The organism is Roseovarius sp. D0-M9 (genome assembly GCF_037083805.1).
Classification (GTDB): Bacteria; Pseudomonadota; Alphaproteobacteria; order Rhodobacterales; family Rhodobacteraceae; genus Roseovarius.
Genome location: NZ_JBAPKZ010000035.1, coordinates 1 through 19,183 on the forward strand (window position 1 = coordinate 1; position 19,183 = coordinate 19,183).

The window sequence follows — 19,183 nt, forward strand, 5'->3', positions numbered from 1 at the left end:
GCACTGTGGACCCGGCAGCGCTGACCTCCCTGATCCGCGCGGTGGAAGCTGCATGATTGGGCCTGGCACTGGTGTTCGTGTGTATCTGGCCTGTGGTGTCACGGATATGCGCAAGGGGATCGCGGGGTTGGCGGCGCTGACTCAGGATGTCTTGCGGCAAAAGCCGACGAGTGGTGCGGTGTTTGCGTTTCGAGGCCGTCGGGGTGACCGGATCAAGCTTCTGTTCTGGGATGGGCAAGGCTTTTGCCTCTATTACAAAGTGCTCGAACGGGGCCGCTTCCCTTGGCCGAGCGCCAAGGATGGAGCCATTCGGATGACATCGGCGCAGCTTGCGATGCTCTGGGAGGGGATCGATTGGCGGCGCCCGGATTGGGGCGCTCCGCCCGCGCGGGTGGGGTGATTTTGCGCCGGGATTTGCGTTATTTATATGGTGCTTTAACCTGACTTTTGATACTCAGGCGCATGTCGAAACACGCCGAAAACCTCCCTGATGATCCCGCCGTTTTGAAGGCAATGATCGCGGCTTTGCAAGCGGAGAATGCCAAGATATCGGCCACGTTGCGCGTTCATGACCAGCTGGTTCAGGCGCTTCGCCTGCGGATCGCCAAGTTGCAGAAACTGGCCTTTGGAAAATCCTCGGAAAAGATCGAGCGCGAGATCGAACAGCTGGAACTGGCGCTGGAAGACCTATTGGTCGCGGTGGCTGAAGACGATGAAGCCCCCATTAACGAGGGGCAGGATGAGCCGTCATCAGACACTGCTGGTGCGCCTACTTTGCGGCGTCGGCCACGTGTCTCGGACGTGACCCCGCGCGAGCGCCGCGAACTGGACCCCGGTGCCTGCTGCCCTGACTGTGGTGGTGATCTGCGCGTAGTGGGTGAGGATGTCAGCGAACTCCTCGACATGATCGCCGCGCAGATGAAGGTGATCCAGATCGCCCGGATCAAGAAGTCCTGCCGTCGCTGCGAGCGGATGGTGCAGGAGCCAGCTCCCAGCCGCCCGATCCCGGGCAGCATGGCGGGGCCGAACCTGCTGGCGCATATTCTGGTCTCCAAATTTGACGATCACCTGCCTTTGTATCGCCAGCACGAGATCTTCGCCCGCCTGGGGGCAGACATCCCCGAAAGCACGCTGGTTGGTTGGTGTGGCCGCGCCATGAAGACCCTGTCGCCGCTGATCGAACGGATCGAGGCGGACATCATGGCCAGCGACCTGTTGCACGCAGATGACACGCCGATCCGGGTGCTGGATCGCTCTTTGCGCGACAAGGGGCTTGGCAAAGGGGTCAAACAAGGCCGGATCTGGGCCTATGTGCGCGACCAGCGATCATGGGCGGGGTCCTCGCCACCGGGTGCTGCCTACCGGTTCGCAACAGACTGGAAGGAAGAGCATGTCCTCAGCCATCTGGCCGATGCGCGCGGCATCCTGCAAGCGGATGGCTACAAAGGGTATGCCAAGCTTTATCAGCCAGAACCTGATGGCACAGCCCGTTTGCGCGAGGCGGCCTGTTGGGCTCACCTACGGCGCGACTTCCATGACTTCTGGACTTCGACCAAATCCGAGATCGCCCGCGAGGCGCTCGACCGGATCGGCAAGTTCTACGATGTCGAGCGCGACATCAACGGTCAGCCCGCTGACGTCCGCTATGCGGCGCGGCAAAAGCTGAGCCGACCAAAGGTCGAGGCCTTCTTTGCCTGGTCCGAACAGCAGCTTCTGCGCATTCCGGGAAAAAGCGATCCGGCCAAGGCCTTCCGCTATGGTCTCAGCCGGCAGGAGGCCTTCAGCTTGTTCCTGACCGATGGGCGTGTGGCCATCGACAACAACCCGGCCGAACGCGCCCTGCGCCCGATTGGGATAGGACGGAAGAACTGGCTCTTCGCGGGAGCCGACACCGGTGCGGAAACTCTGGCCTGCGCCATGACCATCATCGAGACCGCCAAGCTCAACGGCCTCAACCCGCTGGCCTATCTGGCAGACATCCTCGACCGCATCCACGATCACAAGATCAACCGGCTGGATGAATTGCTGCCGTGGAATTGGGTGCCGATGGCATCCGCGATCGCATAAGCTGCGGTATCAACGGAGTGCTTACGAGCGTCGCCTGTGCGAGGAGGTGCATCTGAACCTCGCGGATCGCTGGTTCTGCCGCCTCGATCTGAGCGACCGGTTCCCGGATCACTCCACCTTCTTCAAGAACCGTCATGGCCGGTTTCGCGACAGCGAACTGCTGCGCCATCTGTTTGAGACGACCGTCGCGCGCTGCATCGCGGAAGGTCTGGTCAGCGGCCAACGCATGGCCATCGACGCCAGCCTTATCGAGGCCGATGCGAACAAGCAGAACTCGACGCCGAAGGAAGACTGGGACGCGGCGCGGATCGACCCGGCCGATGCGCCCCGCGGGGTTCGGGAGTATCGTGGCTCCTAAGGGCCACTGCACCTGCTGATCGACAGCACCGGCATCAAGGTCGACGGCGACGGCGAGTGGCACGCGCGCAAGCACGGCGGCCCCAAACGGCGCGGCTGGCGCAAGATCCACCTCGGGATTGACGAAGAAACACTGGAGGTCTGCGCCGTTGAGGTCACTGGCAGTCGCATTGGTGACGCACCGGTGCTACCCGACCTGCTCAGCCAGATCCCGAAAGACCAAGAGATTGGAAGCGTCACGGCAGATGGCGCCTATGATACCCGCAAATACCATGATGCGATCGCTGACCGTGGTGCCCACGCCTTCATCCCGCCCCGCAAGAACGCGAAGCCGTGGAAGACCGTCACTGCAGGTGCCGTGGTCAGAAACGAGGCCCTACGAGCTTCGAAACACTTCGATCGCGCGATCTGGCGAAACTGGAGCGGATACCATCGCCGAAGCCGCGTCGAGACCAAGATGCACTGTGTTACACTCCTGGGGCAGCGCTTCATGGCGCGTGGCCTTCATCTCACTAATGAGGCTGGAGTCCCTCCCGCCATATTTGGCCCGCCATTTGTAGACAGTGGCGCTGCTCATGCCATGTTCGCGACACAGCTCGGATACAGGCACGCCGTTCTCCATCTGCCGCAGGATATCCATGATCTGGGCTTCAGTGAATCGTGTCTTCTTCATCGGAAGCTCCTCGTTCATTCTGCCGAGAAAACTCTACTTCCGCATCCCCTCAAGATCGGGGGGATTACCTTCAAAATTCGCGATCGAGCTGCACCGGCGCGGTTCTTCGGCCCAAAATGAACCGCACCAAGTCCGCCGTTTTTGCTTTGAATCTGTGCGAGGCAACCACAACGGCGCTGGAAACCATGCCCAACAAAAGGGGGAGTGCGCAAATCGAGCTTTCGCCGAAAGGGACTGCGGAGAAGGATTTCGAGATCGAGTTCTAACCATCGCAGCATTGCGCAGAGAAGGAAGGAAAATACCAGGGAGGAAAGGATCAGGCGATCGGCATCAACCTATCGTTCAAAGGCGCTCCATGTTGAGCGGATCGAGGACAGTGCCGAGATAAGTCTCAGGGCGTCTCGCCTTTCGTCGAAGGGAATACGCGGAAGCAAACGAATGAACCCGAAGGTGGCGGCAACGCGGCGTCCGCCCATCCATTCCAAAATGAGACGACAAAGCTGCGGACCTATGATATCTGCCGTTCGGTCAAGGCGCAGGGGCCGGTCCGGCCTTGCTTCAAGCCCGGTCAATCGAGACTGACCGTCCTGCGCGGGCAGGAAATTATCCATGCCGTGGCATTTCAGAAGCGATGCAGGACCTGGGTCCGCTTCCGGAAGCAAATGGATTTGCGAGCCGAGATTGCCCCCAATGTCCACGACGATATCGTCGGGATGCGCGAAATGGACGGCCTCAAGGCTTGTTCGAATGTCCGGATCAACGCTTCCGTGTAGACGCCTCAGGCCCGCCACGCCACCAACGCCGTTGAACGTGACAAGAGATAACTCGCGTCGAGCGGATACCCTGCCGCGCATCATGAGATCATACGCGCAATACTGCGCCAGCGCCCCGCCAAGAGAGTGCCCGCAAACGAGCACGCGAGATGCATTCAGAGACATCACGATATCCAGCAGATTGTCCCGATTGGCTCCGTATTGGCAGAGGCCGAGATTGATGCCGGCCGCTAGGTCGAGATGCTCGTCCGAGCCTCGAAACGCAACGATTACCGTGCCGGTTGCATCGCAACGCAGCAGGGCAGCCTGAAAACCCGTCTGCTCGGTGGAACAGTCGAAACAGTCGGAAATGTAGTAATCAGGCAGACGCGGGACGGCTGCTCCAACTGGACGGTCTTGATATACGGCCGCCGCAGCGCAAGCGGCAGCATCCCAAAGGCTTGCCCGTGCCGAACTCATGGCTCGTGCTTGTCATCAGAATCGATCAGCGCCTCGAGCGCATCGTAGAAGACCTGTGCACCGGAGAGTGCCAGAGCGGCGATGGCAAGAAAGCCCAGAATGAACGGGCTGTTCAGTATGACGTCAATCCAGTTTGGCCGGATCACCACTGGCGAACTCCTGCCCCATTGCTGCACTTCCAGATGGGTCTTGTCCTTGGCGGCGACGAAAACCGCCGAAAGCGCGTAGTCGCCCGTGTCCCGGCGATCAAGAGCCACGTGGCCAAAACCTTCGGCGAGCTCCGACCCGTTTTTTGCTTCCTTCATTATGGAGGCTGTGTGCCCTCGGACCAGTGCGCCGCTCTTTATTGTCACGTCACGGTCCGAACCGAAAAAGAGCCAACGGTTCACTGGCAGTCGAACCTCGTAACTTCCGTCATATATGAAATTGGTCTCATTGGGTCCGGCCGGCTGACCCATGGACGCGGTGCCGAGAAAAGCGAACAGCCCTGCGTTGCGTGCAGTATCGGGATCCATCTTGACGAAACTGCCCGGCGGCACCTCGTACGGCTTGCCGTCGATGTCTTCGAAGCGCGCAGGCGCACCATCCATGAAAATGCGCATTTCACCGGTGTAATCGGCATAGAGCCTCAGCAACGCACCTTCAGTCCATTTCACCTCGAACCCGCGGATCTCGGTGTGCTTGAAGAGCGGTGGGCCACACGCAAATTTAGGGTCTCGCACGCCCGCTTCTATGGCACCGAATTGGCAGAGTTCCACTGGCCCATCGACCCGCCAATAGTTCTCGCCTGCCGAGAACATGATGTCGAGCGATGTCGTCTCCGCGCCCAGTACGATCGAATGCTGTCGGTGTGCTGCCACGATTACGGCAACGAGGACAAATACGAGGCATAGCGGGGTCAGCAACGCGCCGGCCAACCCGGTGATGCGGCGAAGTCGAGATATGCGCGCGCGGCGGATCACTGACGCGGCAGACCATGCAGCGAAAAGATGACCGGGGGATCCACATCACCGTTGCGCAACGCGAATAGCTTTATCTCCATCGGACGATCTTCGGCTCCCGCCATGCCTTCGATTGGACAAACCGTGTCGTACGCCTTGCGCAGGCCAGTCCGGATCATCGAGCACTTGACCGGTTTTACGGCGTCGCCCTGATAAAGGATGACGTCGCTGGCGCGCAGCGAGTTGAAGTACAGTTTCGCCGGCTCCTCGCCAGCACCATCGGGCGGCATGTTCCAGAATGCAACGGTATCGGGCCCCGTCGGCGCGTCACACGCTCCGGCACGCACACGTATCGCAACCGAGTCCATCGGAAGATCGCGCAAACGGTCCATCCAGGCCTGACTGCTTTCCTGGTCGGATCCGAGTTCCAGACGGTGAAAACTCCCTGTACGACCTTGTGTGTCGTAGGTGCCCGTCGCTTCCAGAAACCCATCCGCAGTGACCAGCCGAGCGCAGAATGCACCCTTCCACCCGTTTGGCACATGCGCGTAGAGCTCGGGGCGGTGGCCATCAGTGTGCCGCGTCCTCAGAACTCCTAGAACACGGGCGCCAGATATTTCTGCTGTCTGGCGAACAGTAACGTTGAAGTTGCTCGCCTGATTAACGAAGATTGTGTCATCGGCCTGTTGCGCGTTGGCACAAGGCGCTAGAAGCAAGACGAAGATGATAGACAATCGAAATGGGTTGGACATGACGGCAATCCATCGCTTTATGATTGCGATAATAACCCTGATCGCCTTTTGCGGTCCAGTAGCAAATGCGCAGACGGTCGCGATTGAAAACGGCGAGGGTGAAGTGGGACATGGCTTCATGTTCCGCTACGCAGGCACCTGTTATGTCGCAATGCCGCGCCACGTGCGGGGAATCTTTCCCAAAATCCGCTTGAGTACTGCGGCCCCCGTCGTCACCGGAACGGCCGATGCCTACGCGCCGTTCTGGGACGGGCTTGACCTGGCCGTGGCTGTGGCGCGCGGCGATGTTGCGGCCCGCTGCACGGCAAGCCTTCAAAAAGTTGCCGGCATCAGCCCCGCAAGGCACACCGCCGACCTCGAGTATCTGCTACCAAAAGGAGAGATAGCGCGGCTCCAAGTACGTATTGCTGATATCGGGTATCTCTTCATCGAAACAGATGTAGATCAGGGAACTGTCCCCGAGGGAATGAGCGGTGCATTCCTATTTCAGGACGACCGCCCGGTTGGCATGGCGATCCAGTCCGACTCCGCGAACCATGTCAGGTTCATTCGGATCGAGGAAGTGGCCATGAATCTGAACCGTTGGCTAAGCGACCGCGGCGCGGTCTTCGCCCGAGACGCCGAGCCAGAGCCGGTTCACCAAGCCACCGGCTTCGAAGTCGCTCTCGAAGAAGTTGGCGTCCTGCCCGTAGATGCAAATTCAGGCCCCGAAAATCTTCTGCGCGAAGAAGGGACATTCGTGTTCCAGCCAGAGGAGATTGTCGAAATGGAATTCCAGGTGCCGGGAGACTCCCCGGCCGATCTTGCCCGCGTGAGAATACGGGCCGATCCCGAGGGCGATTATGCCATGCCGTTGAGCGTTCGCATCGCCGTTTCAGGCTCGGACACTGGCCGTTTGCGGACCTTCTGGTCAGGACGGATGGGGAGCGATGGCATCCTCGATACCGGACCTCGTGCGATCGGAACACGTGTGCGGCGCATAGTGGTGAGCATCTACAGTGCCGATGCGCCCGGGCCCGTCGGTATTCAGCAGATTACATTCGAATGATGCGCCCGGGCGCCTAGTCCGTCACCGGAATTTCGATCGGAATGGGCTCGTCCACACGATAGATATTTGCCTGACCTCTCATGTACCCGTCCTCACCAAGCTTCAGCGGCGTCCAGGAATCCGACAGAAATACCGACGGCCCGACATCAGTGATCCGCATCGCGCAGGCATTGCCTCCAGCGTAGAGGTAACAGTCATTCGCCTCGTCATATCCATTCACCGGAAAGCTCGTGAACCCCCGCCTGTCTCCGTCGACCGAACCCTTATTTTTTTGAAGGAAACTCTTGAAATAGCCGCTTTCGGTGCCCGAGCCGTCATATGTGATGTTCAGTACAGGATCGGATTTCAACCAGGCCTCGATTGCTAACCGCCGAACCACCGTATCGCTGCTGAAGACACCGAATTCGCGCGCCATACGTTCGAGGCCGGGATCACCAGACGCCATCATGAGTTCCATCGCCGCAATACTGCGGGCCGGGTCTGGATCGTTGAGCAGTGTTCGGAATTCGTCCTCACTTGAGACTTTCTGTTCAATCTGCGCCTTGAGTTCGTCAAGCGACACTGTCTGTGCGGCCAGCGAATGAACGGAGGCGAGCACAAGACAGGCCGGAAGAAGCATGATTTTCATGACGGCGATCCCTTGCAATCTTGGGTTCTGATAGTGGCCAGTCTGGCCGACAAACCCTGGTTGAGGCAAGGCCCACTCGAAGGAGGATTCACGGTATGTGTGACCTGACCGACCCACCTTGGCCTCTGCAAAGATCAGAGCGGCGACAACGGACGGATACAATTGATCAGCCCGAAGCGCATTTCAGTCCGGGTTGCAAACCGGACACCAGCCGGACACGGGCAAGTGTCGAACGCAAAAAAGCCACCCGAGGGCGGCTGTTAACGAATTGTAATCGTGGTGGTAAGTTTGGTTGCGGGAGGGCGCATCGACCTTGACCGAACCAAAGGAGATTTTTTGATCGGAACCCGAGGATTACGGTCAGCTCGTTAGATACTCTGCTTCTATGAACGCATGCCACACTGCCGCACATCAGTTCCTCGGGTTCTGCACCTGACACAAGATACTCGCGCGAAATCAACTTTTAGGCTGGGAGACCAGCATTCGGAACGAATACGCCGCATGACCGCAGCCAGCCCGCAGCGGACGTGGTTCTACCGATCGTCGCGCTTGCAGCATTTGGAAGGGTGGGCGATGAACTGCCGTTCGCCGCGCGGGGAACGAAGGCCGGCAATGCCCAGTGAGCGAGCATTGCAAAATTTGGTCTGTTTCCCGACAGCGGACATTCATGTAGTATGCAGCGAAAGCCAGTTGAGAGCCCGTTTTTCCGAATTTCTGCCATGCAGCGAACGTCTGCTATTGTCCGGATGGGCAAAACGTCCAACAGTCACTTGAGTTTTGAAAGGGATTTGTGGGAGCATCAAACGAGAACTTTTATAGCTGTGCCAAAGTAGAGCGTTCGTTGAAACGAACAGAAAGGTGAAATATGAAAGTTACAGGCTTTGAGGCGATCAAGAAAAAAACCGACCAGATGACGAAATTTGCTGAAGAAATAGACGGGGAACTGGCGAGCGTAAGTTTTGACCCTGCTAATCCAGAAAGCATTGAAGCAGCACTGCAACAGATAAGTGACGCAATTGACGAAAAATCTAAGTCCTATGAGCGCAACGATTGGATACAAAACCTTGCCGCACAACTTAAAGAGCACGCTCGTAACAACGTACTAGAAAAAGCGGCTGCGGCTCGGATGGATAACCAAGGTAAATGACGATAGAATCTGCACTTAAAGACCTAAACAACGCAATTTTGGACCTGCAGCAAGCAGACCACAACACCTACGAACGTCCCGTGAAAAAGATAGCGGTGGCGCTAAACGACCCAGAGCTACAAGCGATTAACAAAAAACTGAAAGATAACGCCGACTTCGAAGCTTTTATTGAAAATTCGAACGGCGGTGGATCTATGGTTGGGAGCGCCCAGTTAAATTGGCCGCTCGAAAGAGAGCTTGAGCTAGGCTTGACTCTACAAATAATTGAAAAAGCAGGGATCGATCCTCGCTGGCTACAAAACTTTGCGTTTGAGTGGTACTATGATGGTAACAAGATTATCAGTGGCCTTCACAAACTAAATCGGTCTGTTTTGATACCATTCGCAAGGGATTATAAGGACTATATAGACAATGTGATGCCTGCAAACGAGAGCAAGAGCGAAAAGGCGGAGGCTCTCGCTGTGGTTGATAGGGTGAAGGAAAACAGGGTACCTATACTCTTTGTCTCCAAGCTAATTATCAATTTGACTGAAGAGTTGCGGGAGAAAGTACGGGGAGACAATAAGTTATCCCTCGATGAACGGGCTGCCGCATTGGAGGCGTTAGATAAGCTTCAGAAACTTAGCCATGAAGCACAAGAGATGTCGGAGGCCTCACCCGACTTGCTGATGAAAAACAAAAATATTCAATCATGGGCAGGGCGGTTCAAGTCGGCAATCAACGAGAGCTTAGGCACAATACTAGACCCCAAGAACGTTGCAAACGCCGCCGTGCCAACTGCCTTAATACTTGGATGCGGTGCACTCGGTGCGCTGATTGGTGGTCCAATAGGTTTTGGAGCTGGGAGCATGCTAGGCCACTTGATCACGGGTCAGATCAAACCCGGTGCTGCAGCCAAAATCATCGAAGACGGCGTCTCGGATAAAGACTGAGCGAATAGAGAGCGCTTACGGCTCAGTCTATATGAAATCCGACATTCGGGCATCTGTGGTGTACGGTCACTTCGTCCCGCAACCTACCAGTTCGCGGAACGCGCGGCCAAGGTCAGCTTTCGTAGTTTCGCGCCGGTCGTGATGCTTCCGCTTCGTTTGTCGATGTCACCCTCAGGGTCGGCATCGTTGTCTTCGACAAAGTCGTCAATGTTGCCCTTGTTCCGGGCTTTCTTGAGCTTCCATCTCCTCTTTTTCCAGAATCTTTACAAAATCCCTAATGGAGTCCCTGTTAACCTCAATCTTCTCGTAGATACGATCATCACTGCCTAGAATTGCCGAGTCAATATCATCGGCATTTTCCACAAGTTGAATGGGCGGCTTGAGATCTACAACGGCGCTCCCATTGTTCGGCTTGCCCTTTGCGTTAAGCACACCAAGGTTTACTCCTTGACGCAGCAAGCTAGCGAAGAACATTGCATATGGCGTGTTACTGCGACATTCCGCGCCCCAAACATCATAATTCGCGCGGTCTTCTTCTAGCACTTTGGAGCAGTCCAATTCATCACGATAGAAAGCCGCTGCGTCTGGAAGATTCAACCAATCTGGGTTTCTTATGGGCTGGAGACAACGAATTTTCTCAATCGCCTCATTTCTTTGCCTAATAGGAGCTGAGGCTGTCGCGCCAAGCCAAACGCAGAAGCAGCCACCGGCTAGCCAAGCAACTGCCCACCAACCATTTATCGCCCCGATTATGACACCGCCCACAGCCTCAAATGCCCAAAAGGCGCGACTCGTGGTCGCAATGTTCCAAGCATCGTTCCAGCCGCGACGCCAGGCGCTTTGTGAGATGAGCGGGTTCATACCTGATCATCTCACGAACCCCCCGTAAGAGTCGATTCCGCATGCGAAGGGGACAGCGTAGTGCGAGCGTTCGCATTTGCCTATCCCTTCGTCTCTCGGCGTGACCGCTTCGAGCTGGTTGCCGTCACTTATGGCGGTCTCAGCCTACCCAAAGCAGCAAAATCAGGCGCTGAATCGCCGCAAGGCATCTTCGAGCCCACTTTGTCAAATGCTGCCCTTTGCCCGAACGGCAGCAAGGCACAGGATGCCGACTTTGCAAAGCCGAGGTGGCGGTGTGGGATCAACTTGGGCGACAACTAGCCCAAAGTAAACACAGCCCTTGGCTTGAAGCTGCAATAGCTGATCTTCATCGCGTGAGTTACGAACTATTAGACTGCGAACGAAGCCGTCCTTTGCGGGTGCAACACGAATCGTTGCCTTGGCGTATGTCGCAATGATCTGGTCTAGCTAATTGAAGACTTCACCTGAGGATGGAAACTTGATTTGGCAACTTGTATTGGTGCTTGCATTTGCCGGCGTCCAAGTCACAGCGGAGGATGCAGCCGAGCCCGCTTCGGGTATGTTGACAAAAGATCAGTTCTTACCGGGCTTCGATGCGATCTGTGCGACCGGCCGGAACCTTTCGGAGGGTTGTGCGGCGATCCGGGAACGCCAACTTGTCTCACCTGAAAGTATGCCTTGGCGAGCGATAGGGCGTCTGAATTTCGCGGGCATCAATACTCGGCAACATTGTACTGGAACACTGGTTGGCGAGAGCGTCGTGCTTACCGCCTCCCATTGCCTTTACAATGCCGCTCGAAAACGTTGGATTCCACCCAGCTCCATTACGTTTGCCGCTGGATATAGGCAAGGCGGCGCACTCACCGTCGCAAGCGGCGTTCGCTATGTACTCGATCCGGTGCAAGACTTGTCTAGCAGTGATTTTCGAGCGGGCCCCGCACAAGATTGGGCACTGGTTCTGCTCGACAGTCCAATTGGGCAGGAGGTGGGGATGTTGACGGTTTCGGATGACACGGGGAAGGTTGTTCTAGCTGGATATTCCGGGTTGCGCCCACATGTTCTTTCGGTTGCCGACGACTGCGGTGAGTGGCACATTGGTGACGATTGGCAAGTTGGGCTGGCGCGCTGTTCGGCAATGCAAGGTGATTCCGGTGCGCCTATCTTGATCAATGCCGTAGATGGTCCAAAATTGGTTGGTGTTCTTTCGATAGTGGGAATCGATTCGGACCAAACTGCTTGGAGCGTCGCAGTGCCGTCCGCGACATTTCTTCCCGCATTGGAAGAAATGCAAGCCAAGTAGTTCCGAGGACGAGGCACGCTGCAACAAAGTGCACGAGCTGGACGGCTGCTTTCGCAACCGCGACGCACCGAGCATTTGCAGTTGGCCTAATTGGCGGGTTCGCAGCGCCAGAAAACTCAAAGCGCGCATTTCTTACGCTTTCGCCTGACTGCCATCGTCTTGCATTCTCCATCAGGAGCACCGAGCGGGTCGAGCTGGTTCACCGGCAGCTATGCGCAGACAGCACCACTTGCAAATTTGTCAAATACGATCACTCTTCAGGCCGTGCCAGCCCTATTCTGACTCTAGTGCCAAACGCCGCGAATGGCCAAAGGCAGCCCAATGCGGACCTAGTAGCAACCAGCGCAACGCGTTCAAACCCGGTGAGTTAGGCCAGAGTTACCGTTGGACCCCTATGTGCGCTTTTCCCGCAAATCGCTTTCCGTAGGCCTCGGATGCCCAGAAGAAAGGCCCGAGTTAAGTCAGGTGAGGCAGACGGCTCCGTCCAGATTCTCACCTCTAGCATGCTAGCACGGAAGCATTGGCTACCTCGGACAAACACGCTAGGCATAGGAAAGGGATGCAATAGACGGGTGCGCACATGATGATAGATTGGATCGACTTCGGCAAGGTGTCTGCTGAAAGAGATGAAAACCTTTCTGAATACTTCTTTGAAAACGGCGTATTGCAGGAAGTAGTCAAAAACCGGTTTAACTTTTTAGTGCTAGGCAGAAAGGGTGCCGGAAAGACGGCGGTTTTTCAGCATTTAAGTGAAAATCCAGAAAAATACCTTGCGATAGATGATAGGCTAGAAAGCCTCTCTCTACAGGACTATAGCTGGGATATTCATAGCCTCCTGGCGGCTGATGGTAAGGCCTCATCCATCGCGTACATCCAGTCTTGGAAATACATCATTTACCTATTGGCGGTCAGCAAGCTCGCAGAGAGCAGCAAAGCAACCAAAAATCTTAAGCTAGCATCCAAGATAATCAAGCGGGTTTACGGCTCACCTGCGCCTTCGTTAGGGGAGTTGGTTGGTCAGAAAATATTCCAACTAACGCGTTTGAAATTTCCTAGTGGTTCCCTAGGCTTGGATGACGCTACACTTGAAAACATCTCGCTGGAAGGTGGAGAGATTTCATTTTCAGAAATGAAGAGTGATCCGAAACTCCAATCTTCGCTCAACCAATCTATAGAACGCCTCACTGCAATTTTTGAGGCCGCGTTGCTCGATTATTTGAGCGTAGACATGCGATTCTTTGTGGCCTTCGATAGAATAGACGAGGCATGGGACGCAACCTCCTACGAGGAAAGCCAATTGATAATTTCTGGATTGATTGGAGCATGTGAGTACATTAACTTAAAATTTAAAGGTTCTCTACGACCTATCGTTTTTCTAAGGGAAGATATCTTTGAGACAATAGACCTTAATGACAAAAATAAACTTAAAACCGATTGTGGTGAACTTCTTGCTTGGAGCAAGTCTGGTCTTATAAGGTTGATTCTCGAAAGGGTAAATTTTTTCGCAAGAGTCAGCTCTCAGGCTGAGGTCTCGAAGGTGGATGAACTATTTGACCGTGATCAGATGCGACAGCAGCGCGCTCCTTTTGACCATATTATGCTGAGAACTATGGTTCGCCCGCGTGATTTCATCCGCTTTCTGAACCTAGTGAAACAGGACATGCTTGAGCGCCGTGATAACGTATTTGAGGAAGAAGAGGTTAACTCTGATCGACTTGAATGCCAGGCGGTTTACAATGTTGAGGCGAAATACTCCGAGTGGCTTGTGGATGAACTGAAAGATGAATGGCGTGCTCAATTTCCAGCAATCGTTCAATTATTCGAAGCAATTCAGAGTACCGGAGCAACAAATTTTACGGCTGAGGACCTGAGGTCTTCACTGCTAAAGATTGGCGTTGACTGCTCTGATGTGGAAATAAAATCGCATCTGAGATTCCTTTACGATAACTCCATTATCGGGTTTCGTGTGGGTAAATCCAATCAATGGAAGTTTCGCTGCTTCTTTAGCTCCCAAGGCTTTATTGAGTCTGACGTTTACAAGGTGCATGATGGAATCCACAGAGGTCTAAACCTGACCGAAACTAGGGCGTCCCCCCAGTCTGCTTAGGGGCGGACGTAACATGTTAAAGCGACGTTCTAATATGGAAGTTAGGCTGGCCATCGGTTCGATCGCGTGGTCGCACTATCTTGCATTCCTAGGATGATTAACGAAAAGTCCACATCCTGCGCTGCGCTGCCCGTCTAGGGCGGCGCGTCGAATGGCTGCTTGCACATGGCGAACGACTGGGTGCCCGGACTTAAATAGCAGCCAACGGCGCCTTCCGGCCGTTGGCGCTGACGGCTGCTAAAATCGGTTTCCCGACCATCTGCATGGGCTCCCTGCAAATTTCAGAAATACCGGACAGCGATTACGCTAAGTCCCGGACAGCCGTTTCAGCAACTCCCGCACAGCTCGGGCACGGCTGATCATCTGCCTGCGATCATGCTTCGGTTCGGATAGTTTCGCCTTGCAAACAGAGAGGGGCCGGCCCAAACTCCAGCCCGGGATGTCTAAAAACAACGGCCCTACGGACCGCTGATTTAAATCATGTATAGCTGAAGAGTAAGACTGAACCGATGGGACTAATATAAACTGATAGCATCACAATAAAAAGATGCTTCGCAAGCTAGAGAATACAAGTATGGGTGACTGGGAAGAGATATTTGGGGTTGGGGTCGACGCCGAGGATGTCATTAGCGGCTTTCACCCTGATCCCTACAAGTACAAGTATACAGATCAAGATAAACGGCTTTTTTTCAATAGTTATTCTTCTCTTTCGGAATGGGAGGAAAAAAATAAAAGTGCAGTTTTTTGGAAGCGACCGCTCGGAAGGGGCTTTGAAGTTGAGCTCTCCGGCCAGGTACAAGAGACAGATGAAGGCGTGTTTCAGAGTATTGATCGCTGGAGGACAAAGTGGAAGCTCATCTTACAAGGCAACGTGCACGATGGAATTAAACATCATCTAGTCGTCGCTCCAGACGCGTTTGCGGACCCATGTGATGAATTTTTTCTTACTTTAGCCGAGACTAAAGGCACAGCAGGAAATGCATTACGTGATCTGTGTCATTTCATGAGACCAGATCGTTTTTGCCAGTGGCCTGTTCATTTAGAGCTCAAGGATTTAATAGATATCTCTAATGAGCAAAAAAAGGAGCTATTTTCCAGGAAATTAGTCAATTGGGACGACGAAGTAGTAGTGTGGCATGGACTTAATTCCACGCTGATTGTTGCGCGAGACGGAACCAGTATTATGGGCCTTCGTGCTGGAGATGGAAGTATTGCCATTCAGCCATGGGTTTTTAATGTTGATTTCTCTCGGGTGTTTGACGTTCAACATTCTGGCGGCGCCATCACGACGGAAACGCAGCGCTCCTTAACCCAAAAGGGTCCTGATCTATCCTTTCTCGACATTGACGCACAGAAATGGGCGGCGCGAATGGCATCTGTGAATGCGAAGCTCTCAATCGAGGCTCTCCCACCAGCCCTTGCGTTGTCACGTTTCGAATTAACACCCCAAATAGAGGAGCGGCTTAAAAACTATGCAGGTCGCGTTCAGGCTCATCTTCAAGCTAAAGTCGATCAGCAAGATGTAAGCACGCAGACGCACACTCATTTGAATAGAATTTATGAGGAAACAACAGTTTCACTCACCTTGCTTATAGAAGCTGTTTCAATACCGCAGTACGCACCACCAACTTTGCAAATTAAACCGTCTGTATCCTTTTTGGGTAGATCATCTGCATCAATGTCCGCGAAAAGATTTAATGACATGGTGCGTGGTTTGCAAACATTAAACCGAGGCAAGAGTGATAAAGAGAAAGAGCTTGAAAAATTGGCAACTGACATCGTCTCTGATGGGCACCTCTTGTCGAACCTTCGCAAGATGTGTTCCATTGAACACGCAGTATGGAGCAACGGAAGGAAAGGTGAAATACTTTACATCATGCCTTCCAGTGTCGAAGTGGCGTGAAGTGGTCCTGTAAGCCGCCCACGCTTTTCAACTTTGCAAACCCCGCTTTTTACGCATAGCCAACGCTCGGACCGTCGTCCGAGCGATAAAGGCGCTTCAAAGGTAGACCTGCAATCGTGCACCAGAAGCAAAGAACTGGGTCACCCCCAGATCAAGCAACATCTTTCACCAGCGCCATCAGCTCAGAGTAGCTGGTGACAACATCATATTTCACTCTGTCATCGTTGATCCGCCGCCCAATTTCGTCAAAGAACTTTCGCGCACATTTGATCTTGGTCTGTTCCAGTTCGCGCATCTTCATCGATGGTAAATCAGACTTGGTCTCTGCGACGAAGTAGAGATGCTTGATACCGCCTTCTTTGAATGCGATCGCCCAATCCGGGTTATAGTCCCCAACGGGTGTCGGAATCAGGAACCCGCGCGGCAGCTTGGAGTAAACGACAACCTCTGCGCTTGTGTCGAGATCCCTGACAAAGTCGCGCTCCACCTTGGAATCCACGATCGCATGATCATAGACGTGGTTCTTCAGCTTCTCGGTGGCCTTCTTGAAGTCGTTGCCCGTTTCGCCTGCAGTGAATAGTTCGGAATCATAGCGTTCTTCGACCGCATCGTAGGTCAGCTTTTCGATGATCGCGGTTGCTTTTTGCTCTTGGATTAAATGCGATGCATCGGCGATGAACTGTTCGGGGTTCTTGGCAAACTCACCAAATTTTACCGGTTGGACCCCAGCCAAGATTTCGCCCACGGTCTTGCGGGTCAGATCGGTATTCTGAGCGATGGATCCAATGACGTCGTATGATACGCGTGAATGCGCACTCTTGCCGCTCTCAGATCGAATTTTCCCCTGAACGAAGGCACTGCCAGCCCGAAGGTTTTCATTGGTCACGTCATCGGACAACGCACCCTCTGTGACGAGGTATTGCAGCGGCGCCACCTGCAGATCCCGTTCCATTCGGTCGATACAGCTTTTGACCAGTGCGGCGCTGTCGAACTTGACTTGATAGACGGCCTTGCGGTTTATCCGGCGCCAAAGCTCCTGAAATTCTTTACGCTGGAAATTTTCATTCAGCCGGTTTCTTTTTGGGGTGCGGCCATCACTGAACATGTCGTCGATGGACCTGCCATTGAAGACAGTGTCGATCAGCGCAAAGACGGCATCGCGGTGGGCTTCCAGCTCCTCAGGAAGCTCTGCCAGCTCCTCTGCCTTGCGGGCCTCATGATAGGCGGCGGTAATGTGGCCATCTTCATCCACATAGTCGCTCCTGATCAGGAAGCGCTCCAACTTCTTGGCAAGTGATTTGTCCAAGACCAGCTCCAGATCTCCGGTTTTCAACGTCTTGCCGTCAAAATACTCGGCATCCGCCTGCTTGGGCCGGGCCGACAGGTTCTCGACGATCTCTTTCTGCAGGGCCGTCACGAACCCCTTGTAGCTTTCCGACGCAACCACGGTCAGCACATTTATATCATGCACGGTCACCGGATGATCCATCCGCTCGCCATTGCGATTGACCGCGATCCGCAGGCCGCGCCCGACCTCCTGACGCCGCGAGATCGTGTTCTGGCTCTCATTGTGCTTGAGCATGCACATCACGAAGACATTGGGGTTGTCCCAACCTTCACGCAGGGCTGAGTGGGAAAAGATGAACCGGGTGGGTTCCTCGAAGGATAGCAACCGCTCCTTGTCCTTCAGGATCAGGTCGTAATCGCTGGGTTCTGTTGATTGGCCTGCCAACTCACCACGGGCGGCGGCCTTGGGGTCCGTCATCCGCCCCTTCTTGTCGATCGAGAAATAACCGCGATGGGTCTTCCCCACCTCGATCCCGGCCAGATAGTCGCGATACTCCACATTCTCCAGCGGCAACTCAGCAAGAAGCTCCTCAACCGCCTGCGCGTATTCCTCTTCGAATACCCGGGCATATTCGCCTTGCTCGTCAGCCTGGTCGTAGTCACGATACTTCACCACCTCGTCGATGAAGAGCAGCGACAGCACCTTGATCCCGCGCGCGAACAGCACCTGCTCGCGTTCCAGATGGGCCGAGATCGTCTCGCGGATCTGTATCCGCCGGATGTCGCGTTCCGTCACATCGCCCGAGGCTTCGCCCGCGTGCAGAACATCACCATTGGTGAAATGCACTGTGTCATCGCGGGCATCGATATTGCTGACGACGAAATCCTTGTAGACCTCCAGCCCCTTAGACAGATCGAAAAGGTTGCGCCCCCTTTCCAGCCTGCGGGCGACGCGCTTGATTCCGCTCTGCATCTTGATCTCGATGTCGACCCAGGCCACAGGTGCTGCGCTTGAGGTCTCGATCCGGTGCAGGAACAAATAGGGGTTCGTCCCGCTCAAGCCCTTGGTTTCCACACCGCGCACCTTGATCTTCTTGACCAATTTCTGGTTGAAGGCATCCACCGCATCCAGACGATGCACCTTGTTGTGGACGGTCCTGTGCGTGGCCGAGTAGCGCAGGATGAACAGCGGGTTGAACTTGGGCAAAGCCTGTTGCGTAGCCGGGCCTTCCATCTTCTGCGGCTCGTCCAAGATCAGGATGGGGCGGTTCTTGGCGATAACGTCAATCGGGCGGCGCGACTGGAAATCGTCCAGCTCGTCGTAGATCCGCCGGTTATCCGCGCCCGAGGCGTTGAACGCTTGAACGTTGATCACCATCACGTTGATCCCGGCGTCCGACGAAAAGCTCTCCAGCTCGTGCAGCCGCTTTGAATTATAGACAAACGCCCGCACCTTCTTGCCGTATTCCTGCTGGAAATGCTCGGCCGTCATCTGGATCGACTTGGCCACGCCTTCGCGGATCGCAACGCTGGGCACCATGATGATGAACTTGGACCAGCCATAGCGCTTGTGCATCTCAAACATGGTCTTGATGTAGACATATGTCTTGCCCGTGCCCGTCTCCATCTCGACATCAAGGTTGATCTGCGCGCCCGGCTTGTAGCTGGCGGTCTTTTTCTTGCCCTTGTCATCGGTGTAATGCGTCAGGCTGTCCGACGGGGGCAGCATCGCGCCGCGCTGCACCTTGCGGATGTTCTCCAACAAGACATCATCGGGCAGCCTGACGGGGGCGTTGCCAAAGCCCTCCACCTCCATCTTGGCCTGCCGGTCTGCGCCGGGGTCGATGGTGTATTTCAGAACATCCTGCCGGGGCTGGCCCTCAAAGCAATCGACCACGGCGTCAACGGCATCGGTCTGATAGGGTTGCGACTTGAACTTGATCTTCAT

General features: G+C 54.9%; 15 protein-coding genes and 3 pseudogenes. 11 read left to right on the top strand and 7 right to left on the bottom strand.

Annotation, left to right across the window (positions count from 1 at the left end):
- Positions 1-52: 52 nt before the first annotated feature.
- The 4 genes and pseudogenes from tnpB to V8352_RS17750 all read left to right on the top strand — a co-directional run.
- Positions 53-400 (top strand): IS66 family insertion sequence element accessory protein TnpB, encoded by a 348-nt coding sequence (gene tnpB / locus V8352_RS17735; RefSeq protein WP_073037294.1) that lies wholly within the window; start codon positions 53-55, stop codon positions 398-400.
- Between the two features lie 62 nt (positions 401-462).
- On the top strand, positions 463-2,067 hold the full coding sequence (gene tnpC, locus V8352_RS17740) for an IS66 family transposase (RefSeq protein WP_336425630.1): 1,605 nt from the start codon (positions 463-465) through the stop codon (positions 2,065-2,067).
- Positions 2,068-2,092: 25 nt separating this feature from the next.
- Positions 2,093-2,413: pseudogene (locus tag V8352_RS17745) on the top strand (transposase); the annotation flags it as partial.
- 12 nt (positions 2,414-2,425) lie between these two features.
- Positions 2,426-2,923, top strand: a pseudogene (locus V8352_RS17750) (IS5 family transposase); the annotation flags it as partial.
- Here V8352_RS17750 and V8352_RS17755 read toward each other — a convergent pair.
- Positions 2,912-3,097: pseudogene (locus tag V8352_RS17755) on the bottom strand (transposase); the annotation flags it as partial. The pseudogenes V8352_RS17750 and V8352_RS17755 sit on opposite strands and share 12 nt — an antisense overlap.
- A gap of 116 nt (positions 3,098-3,213) precedes the next feature.
- On the opposite strand from V8352_RS17755, the gene V8352_RS17760 reads away from it, so the two are divergent.
- Positions 3,214-3,363 carry a hypothetical protein gene (locus V8352_RS17760; protein ID WP_336425631.1) on the top strand — a complete coding sequence of 50 codons (150 nt, stop codon included), beginning with the start codon at positions 3,214-3,216 and terminating at the stop codon, positions 3,361-3,363.
- A gap of 69 nt (positions 3,364-3,432) precedes the next feature.
- Here the strand turns inward: V8352_RS17760 and V8352_RS17765 are convergent, their stop codons facing one another.
- Genes V8352_RS17765 through V8352_RS17775 form a run of 3 tightly spaced genes read right to left on the bottom strand, consistent with a single transcriptional unit; the run spans position 3,433 to position 6,022 of the window.
- On the bottom strand, positions 3,433-4,329 hold the full coding sequence (locus V8352_RS17765) for a lipase family protein (protein ID WP_336425632.1): 897 nt from the start codon (positions 4,327-4,329) through the stop codon (positions 3,433-3,435).
- Positions 4,326-5,246, bottom strand: a complete 921-nt coding sequence (locus V8352_RS17770) for a hypothetical protein (RefSeq protein WP_336425633.1) — start codon at positions 5,244-5,246, stop codon at positions 4,326-4,328. Before V8352_RS17770 ends, V8352_RS17765 begins: the two co-directional genes overlap by 4 nt.
- 41 nt (positions 5,247-5,287) lie before the next feature.
- Complete coding sequence (locus V8352_RS17775; RefSeq protein ID WP_336425634.1) at positions 5,288-6,022, bottom strand: hypothetical protein; 735 nt, start codon at positions 6,020-6,022, stop codon at positions 5,288-5,290.
- On the opposite strand from V8352_RS17775, the gene V8352_RS17780 reads away from it, so the two are divergent.
- Positions 6,021-7,070: a hypothetical protein gene (locus V8352_RS17780; RefSeq protein ID WP_336425635.1), complete on the top strand. Its 1,050-nt coding sequence runs from the start codon at positions 6,021-6,023 to the stop codon at positions 7,068-7,070. The genes V8352_RS17775 and V8352_RS17780 overlap by 2 nt on opposite strands.
- Positions 7,071-7,083: 13 nt before the next feature.
- Here V8352_RS17780 and V8352_RS17785 read toward each other — a convergent pair whose 3' ends face one another.
- Positions 7,084-7,698: a hypothetical protein gene (locus V8352_RS17785; protein ID WP_336425636.1), complete on the bottom strand. Its 615-nt coding sequence runs from the start codon at positions 7,696-7,698 to the stop codon at positions 7,084-7,086.
- 865 nt (positions 7,699-8,563) lie between these two features.
- Here V8352_RS17785 and V8352_RS17790 point away from each other — a divergent pair.
- Positions 8,564-8,845, top strand: coding sequence for a hypothetical protein (locus V8352_RS17790; protein ID WP_336425637.1), 282 nt, complete (start codon positions 8,564-8,566; stop codon positions 8,843-8,845).
- Positions 8,842-9,777 (top strand): hypothetical protein, encoded by a 936-nt coding sequence (locus V8352_RS17795; RefSeq protein ID WP_336425638.1) that lies wholly within the window; start codon positions 8,842-8,844, stop codon positions 9,775-9,777. The genes V8352_RS17790 and V8352_RS17795 overlap by 4 nt, the downstream gene beginning before the upstream one ends.
- A gap of 204 nt (positions 9,778-9,981) precedes the next feature.
- On the opposite strand, the gene V8352_RS17800 is transcribed toward V8352_RS17795, so the two are convergent.
- Complete coding sequence (locus tag V8352_RS17800; RefSeq protein WP_336425639.1) at positions 9,982-10,638, bottom strand: hypothetical protein; 657 nt, start codon at positions 10,636-10,638, stop codon at positions 9,982-9,984.
- Positions 10,639-11,116: 478 nt separating this feature from the next.
- On the opposite strand from V8352_RS17800, the gene V8352_RS17805 reads away from it, so the two are divergent.
- The 3 genes from V8352_RS17805 to V8352_RS17815 all read left to right on the top strand — a co-directional run bounded on the left by V8352_RS17805 (position 11,117) and on the right by V8352_RS17815 (position 15,948).
- Positions 11,117-11,938, top strand: a complete 822-nt coding sequence (locus V8352_RS17805; RefSeq protein ID WP_336425640.1) for a trypsin-like serine peptidase — start codon at positions 11,117-11,119, stop codon at positions 11,936-11,938.
- Between the two features lie 580 nt (positions 11,939-12,518).
- Positions 12,519-14,045 (top strand): P-loop ATPase, Sll1717 family, encoded by a 1,527-nt coding sequence (locus V8352_RS17810; RefSeq protein ID WP_336425641.1) that lies wholly within the window; start codon positions 12,519-12,521, stop codon positions 14,043-14,045.
- Between the two features lie 574 nt (positions 14,046-14,619).
- Positions 14,620-15,948 (top strand): hypothetical protein, encoded by a 1,329-nt coding sequence (locus V8352_RS17815; RefSeq protein WP_336425642.1) that lies wholly within the window; start codon positions 14,620-14,622, stop codon positions 15,946-15,948.
- Positions 15,949-16,099: 151 nt separating this feature from the next.
- Here the strand turns inward: V8352_RS17815 and V8352_RS17820 are convergent, their stop codons facing one another.
- Positions 16,100-19,183 carry a type III restriction-modification system endonuclease gene (locus tag V8352_RS17820; protein WP_336425643.1) on the bottom strand — a complete coding sequence of 1,028 codons (3,084 nt, stop codon included), beginning with the start codon at positions 19,181-19,183 and terminating at the stop codon, positions 16,100-16,102.